Source organism: Cryobacterium psychrotolerans, from assembly GCF_900101115.1.
Lineage (GTDB): Bacteria > Actinomycetota > Actinomycetes > Actinomycetales > Microbacteriaceae > Cryobacterium > Cryobacterium psychrotolerans.
Genome location: NZ_FNFU01000038.1, coordinates 1 through 5,092 on the forward strand (window position 1 = coordinate 1; position 5,092 = coordinate 5,092).

At 61.8% G+C, this 5,092-nt stretch carries 7 protein-coding genes and 1 pseudogene; 5 read left to right on the forward strand and 3 right to left on the reverse strand.

The features are described from left to right. The coding region (locus BLQ39_RS15315) for a transposase (RefSeq protein ID WP_143006496.1) at positions 1 to 273 on the reverse strand (273 nt) is incomplete at its 3' end. A gap of 214 nt (positions 274 to 487) precedes the next feature. After that, positions 488 to 1,642 (reverse strand): IS701 family transposase, encoded by a 1,155-nt coding sequence (locus tag BLQ39_RS15320; protein ID WP_135109327.1) that lies wholly within the window; start codon positions 1,640 to 1,642, stop codon positions 488 to 490. 207 nt (positions 1,643 to 1,849) lie between these two features. Here BLQ39_RS15320 and BLQ39_RS15325 point away from each other — a divergent pair, with 207 nt between their 5' ends. From BLQ39_RS15325 to BLQ39_RS15345, 5 genes are all read left to right on the forward strand, one after another. After that, entirely contained in the window at positions 1,850 to 2,020 is a 171-nt protein-coding gene (locus BLQ39_RS15325; RefSeq protein ID WP_092325361.1) for a CsbD family protein, read from the forward strand. A 360-nt stretch (positions 2,021 to 2,380) separates the two neighbouring features. Further along, the gene (locus BLQ39_RS15330) at positions 2,381 to 2,614 is read left to right on the forward strand and encodes a hypothetical protein (protein ID WP_134574983.1); all 234 of its coding nucleotides are present in this window, start codon (positions 2,381 to 2,383) and stop codon (positions 2,612 to 2,614) included. Between the two features lie 417 nt (positions 2,615 to 3,031). Beyond that, a complete protein-coding gene (locus tag BLQ39_RS15335; RefSeq protein ID WP_092325355.1) occupies positions 3,032 to 3,298 on the forward strand; it encodes a DUF7218 family protein in 267 nt (88 codons plus the stop codon). 85 nt (positions 3,299 to 3,383) lie between these two features. After that, complete coding sequence (locus BLQ39_RS15340) at positions 3,384 to 3,905, forward strand: CinA family protein (RefSeq protein ID WP_092325357.1); 522 nt, start codon at positions 3,384 to 3,386, stop codon at positions 3,903 to 3,905. Further along, positions 3,902 to 4,564: a DUF6766 family protein gene (locus tag BLQ39_RS15345; protein ID WP_092325359.1), complete on the forward strand. Its 663-nt coding sequence runs from the start codon at positions 3,902 to 3,904 to the stop codon at positions 4,562 to 4,564. The genes BLQ39_RS15340 and BLQ39_RS15345 overlap by 4 nt, the downstream gene beginning before the upstream one ends. 196 nt (positions 4,565 to 4,760) lie before the next feature. Here the strand turns inward: BLQ39_RS15345 and BLQ39_RS16295 are convergent. Continuing rightward, positions 4,761 to 4,922, reverse strand: a pseudogene (locus tag BLQ39_RS16295) (hypothetical protein); the annotation flags it as partial. Positions 4,923 to 5,092 lie beyond the last annotated feature (170 nt).

The following is a 5,092-nucleotide window of genomic DNA, read 5'->3' on the forward strand; positions in this document are numbered from 1 at the left end:
CTTCCCCAGCTGATCGCTGCGAGACTGCACGGCCGTCAAAATCCTCTGCCAGGTGCCGTCCTTGGCCCACCGGTCAAACCGTTTGAACACGGTATTCCACGGCCCGAACCGCTCCGGCAGATCACGCCAGGGCGAACCCGTGCGAAACCGCCACGCGATCCCCTCGACGACCATACGGTGATCCAGCCAGGGCCGACTTCGCCCCTGGACCTGTGGCAGCAACGGCTCGATCACGGCCCACGCCTCATCAGAAACCACATCACGCTCATGCATGATCAATGGTCGCCCAGGCGCACCCGAAATCACTTGATCAACACGCCCTAGTACTACAGTCGTGTTTATGGGGTGTGTCCGCGGGTTCGATAGTGATGTCGTTTCGCGGTTTGTTGATGTCGGCGTCGTCAGCGTGAGCGGCTCAGGACGCGTTCGGGGTTCGCTGGCTGGGTGAAGACCAGGCAGACGAGGAGGTGCCTGATTTCGGGCAGGCTCAGGGTGATGAGGTCGCTGTCGTCTGGATGTTGGCCCCCTTTTTTGACCGGGTCACGGTCAGGAAGGCGTGGGCGAGCATCGAGAGGGTGATGTGCCGATACCAGCCTGTGTATTGACGCACCTGGTAGTGGTCCAGTCCTGTTTGGCCTTTGCTGGTCTGGAAGCTCTCCTCGATGGCCCAGCGGGCTCCGGCGGCCCGGGCCAGGTCTGCCAGGGCAACACGTTTGGGTCCGTGGGTCAGGTAGTAGGCGATGTCGGTCGGGTCGCTCAGGCTGCGCCTGGCCAGGAGCCAGTACTCGGCGTCGGGGTCGCGTGCACCGTTGATGCGGACCCTGGCCCAGGCGTAGCGGCGATCACCTTTCGAGCCGTTACCGGCGGAGCGAGTCCGCCACGCGGTCGCAGGCAGAGCGGCGATCAGTTCGTCGGCTCGCCGTTCGCCGCCCGGGATACTCGCCGTTGTCTTGGCCATGACACGCTGATTCATCGGCACCGCAAGGAAGTAGAACACGCCTCGATCCTCGAGTGCTTTCCGAAGTTTGTAGTACTGCCCGTAGACCGCGTCTCCGGTCACCCACCGGGCCGGGACGCCCGCGTCCAGCGCCCGGGCGAGCATGTCCATGGCCAGCTCTGGTTTCGTCTTGAAACCGCGATCGGCGGGGATCCCGGCGGCATCGCAACGTTCTCGGTCATCGGCCCACGCCTTGGGCAGATAGAGCTCCCGATCCAGGAAGGTCCGACCCGCTGTCGTCGAGTAGGTCAGGAACACACCGATCTGGGAATTCTCGATCCGTCCGGCAGTCCCGGAGTACTGCCTGGCGACCCCGGCGGAACGCTTTCCTTTCTTCAAAAACCCGGTCTCATCAACGATCAACACACCCTCGGCCGCGCCGAGATGCTTGACGACGTAAGACCGCAGATCATCGCGCACCGCGTCAGGATCCCAGTCGGTCGTCGACAAAAGACGCTGCATCCGGTCCGGAACAGCCTGGCCGGCCTGCTCAGAGAGCGTCCAGGAATTCTTCCGTTCCTGGCCCGAGAGAAGCCCGCGCAGATAGTCCACCGCGTTCTCCCACGGCTCTGACCGGGCAAAACGCGGCCCGATCAGCTCACGGATCTCCTCCAACCCGTCAGCCCACTCCTGTACCTCTGCCACACAAACATCATCGCCCACCCGCAAGGATTAACACGGGAACGCCAGAAATCGTTCGAAACACGCCGAAGACAATAAAATAAAAGCGACTGTAGTACTAGGCCAAGCACGGGTGCCCAAATCGGTCAACCCCTATCTTCCGTCGCGCTTGAGGACTGCAGTGACTGGATGAGCGCACAAACTGTGCTCACCAACAGAAGGATGATCATCATGGGTGCGGACGACAAGATCAAGAACGCTGCGCAAGACCTCGCCGGCAAGGGCAAAGAAGCCGCAGGCCGCGTAACCGACAACGAGCGGTTAGAAGCCGAGGGCAATGCCGACCAGGCCGAAGCGAAGGCCAAGAAGGTCGGCGAAGACGTCAAGGACGCCTTCCGCTAGAAACCCCTCGAGGCGGTCGGACCTGACGGTTCGGTCGCCTCTTGGCGGCGCTCACCTACCTGACTGACGCGGAGTTCCCGGCGCAAAAACCATCACGCACTCGTGTACAGCTTTGTCATGGACGATTGATCGCCTGAAGCCACGCCCGCAAGCAGCACTTCAGCGCTCCCATGCGGCAGCTTCATTCAGAGAGACCGATAATGGCGGAAGCGATGACGTCACCGCGCCTGGCAATAGCCTGAAACTCTCAGGCTGCCCTACCGTGCTTTTGGGAGGCATGTCAAGCGGTTCTCGAAAGTGGCCCCACGGTCATAACTTGATATCACCCCCGTTTGGGGGATAAATATGCGCGGGGGCACCATGACAATCACGATCGAGAATCGCCGGGCAGTCGAGCCTGATGTTGCGCTCATCGGCGAGGAACTCTATGTGATCCTCTCCCCTACCGCCACCATGGGATTCATCCATCGCGCTGGAAACGTGTACGTCGCTAGCGACGGCGAAGACCTCGGCCATGCCCTCGAGGTTGGGCAGTCACTGTCCTGGGACGAAGCGGTTGTCATGATCCAACGATCGTATGAATCCCACCACTAGCCAGGGACAACGTCGGCAACCTCCGGACACGACAATGAGGTCGATGTCGGGAGGCTGCCGGGCGTGAGATCCGATCCCCGTCCGCATCTGATCGCTGCGAAGCTATCCGGAAGGATTCTCGACAGGGGTTCCATCGGGCTCGGTGGTATCACTCTCGTCAGGAGCGCCACCTGAAGCAGTGTCCTGCTCGCCGTCGCCCTCACCATCCGCCGACGCTCCGGTTCCCAGAGCATCCGTCCGACGTTTCTGCGCTTCCGAAATGTCCGTCGATCCGTCGGGGGGCTCGGCTTCAGCATTCTCCGGTTCGGTCATTCGCCCACGATATGCGCCGCCTGCAACCAGGCGCGAGGGATTGACAACCCGCGTTCACGCGAGAAGCGTGGCAAAGAGAACTCACCCTATGCCAGAGAGGTCATCATGCCCGGTCGCCGCAATTCCAGCCTGAAAGACCCAGAGCTCTACGAAACACTGCGGGACGACGGAGCCAGCAAACAGAAAGCCGCGCGCATCAGCAATGCTGCCGCGAAGGAAGGACGTTCCTCGGTCGGCCGCAAAGGCGGAAAGTCCGGCGATTACGAGGACTGGACTGTCGCCCAGCTACGGGCCAAGGCGAAGGAGATCGGGCTCAGCGGCTACTCCGCAAAACGGAAGTCAGAACTGATCTCCGCGCTCCGCAACAGCTAAGCGGCTTCACTCGCCGGGCGCGGCGCGGGTCCGCCAATGCTCATCACCAAGTACCCAAAGAGTAGATGACTGCCAAGCTGAAGCCATGGACGATCACGGGCACGGCACCGACCACGAACTTGCCGGCGTCGCGAAATCGGTAGCTGCGGCCGTTCAGGGCCGCAATCACACTGTGGTTGCGGCTGAGTCGGTCACGGCAGGCAACATCGCTCGCACGCTTGCCGCAGCACCTGAGACATCCGGGTGGTTTCGGGGAAGTATCGTCGCCTACCAGACCATGATGAAGCGTCAGGTGCTGGGCGTCGCTGCTGAGCGGATCATCACCGCGCAATGCGCGCAGGAAATGGCCGAGGGCGCCCTGCGTCTGACGGGCGCCGATCTGGTCGTGGCCGTCACCGGCGTGGGTGGTCCCGAACCTGAGGAAGGGCAGCCCGCGGGCACCGTGTACATCTGCGCGGGAGATAAGGACCATTTGAGATCCTTCGTGCACCAGTTCGAGGGTGACCCGGAGACGGTTGTTCACTTGGCGACTCTCCACGCTTTGCAGCACCTCATGGGGGCGGCACTGTCGCTGAAAAGTGAAGCACAACGAGGCAGAGAATCATGACGGGCTGGCTGCGCGAACGAGGCCTGGTGCTGGTGAATGTCGCACTGTTCGTCCTCTTCCTCGCGGCGATGTCAGTCACCGGATGGCAGGTCGCCAATCAAGAGTTCGCCGATCACGGTCTTGCACCTGAGTCGTTCGCCGCGTTTCTTGGCAGCGGCCAGTTCGTCGAGGCAGTGTTCGAGAACTGGGAGAGCGAATTCCTGCAGATGGGCTCCTACGTCGTTTTCACGATCTTTCTCTTTCAGAAGGGCTCCTCCGAGTCCAAGCCTCTCGACGGGCCAGCGCCGCAGGACGAAGACCCCCGCCGACATCGCGACGATCCTCGGGCGCCTTGGCCGGTCCGTCGCGGCGGAATCACCCTGGTCGTGTATGAGAACTCCTTGCTGATTCTGTTCGGAATCCTGTTCCTCGGCTCGTTCGTGGCACACGCCATCGGCGGCGCGGCGGCGTACAACGAGGAACAGCTTCAGCACGGCGGGGAGATTGTCAACGTTGTCCAATACGTCGGGACATCACAGTTCTGGTTCGAGTCGTTTCAAAACTGGCAAAGCGAGTTCATGGTCGTAGCGCTCTTGGCCGGCGCTGCTGTTTACCTGCGCCAGCGCGGATCCGTCGAATCAAAACCCGTGCACTCACCCCACGATGAGACCACCGGCTAAAGCGACTCCCCCGTGTCGCTCGAGCCGGCGACACGTCCGAATGCTCGCCTGCGGCGATCAGTCCCCGACCGAGGACTCGTTTCGTCGGAGCCGCCCCGCGTGGGGCAGAAGCCCAAGAAGTGCCAGCACAGCGCGAAAATCGCCGAACCCGCGATGATTGCCGCGGACCGGTCGAGCAGGAGGACGTCCCCTCCAGTCAGCAGGGACACCAAGACCAGATCGGCGATAAGGAGGGGTGTTTGGCGATGGTCACCATCCGCATCTTTTGATGCTGCCGGAACAGAGTCCGGTGGGTGCTGGTTTGCGTGACGCGTGGTTCTTGGAGTATTTCGTCCCAGTTGCGGTCGGAGCGTTCGTTCGTACTGTCGCCGCGCCATCAACTGGGCTCGCATGGTCGCCCAACCACGTCATCGGTCGTTCTTTCATCTCGCTTCGACTAGACGCTATGGGGTATTGAGCTGGGGCCTCCCGATCGCATAGACCGTGGGTTGCGGGCCGGGTGTGTCTGGCTCGTAGTGCCACATATGT

What these genes read in the sequence shown, in the direction of transcription:
- BLQ39_RS15325 (WP_092325361.1), top strand. Translation starts at nt 1,850, where the DNA reads ATGGGTGCGGACGACAAGATCAAGAACGCTGCGCAAGACCTCGCCGGC.
- BLQ39_RS15330 (WP_134574983.1), top strand. Translation starts at nt 2,381, where the DNA reads ATGACAATCACGATCGAGAATCGCCGGGCAGTCGAGCCTGATGTTGCG.
- BLQ39_RS15335 (WP_092325355.1), top strand. Translation starts at nt 3,032, where the DNA reads ATGCCCGGTCGCCGCAATTCCAGCCTGAAAGACCCAGAGCTCTACGAA.
- BLQ39_RS15340 (WP_092325357.1), top strand. Translation starts at nt 3,384, where the DNA reads ATGGACGATCACGGGCACGGCACCGACCACGAACTTGCCGGCGTCGCG.
- BLQ39_RS15345 (WP_092325359.1), top strand. Translation starts at nt 3,902, where the DNA reads ATGACGGGCTGGCTGCGCGAACGAGGCCTGGTGCTGGTGAATGTCGCA.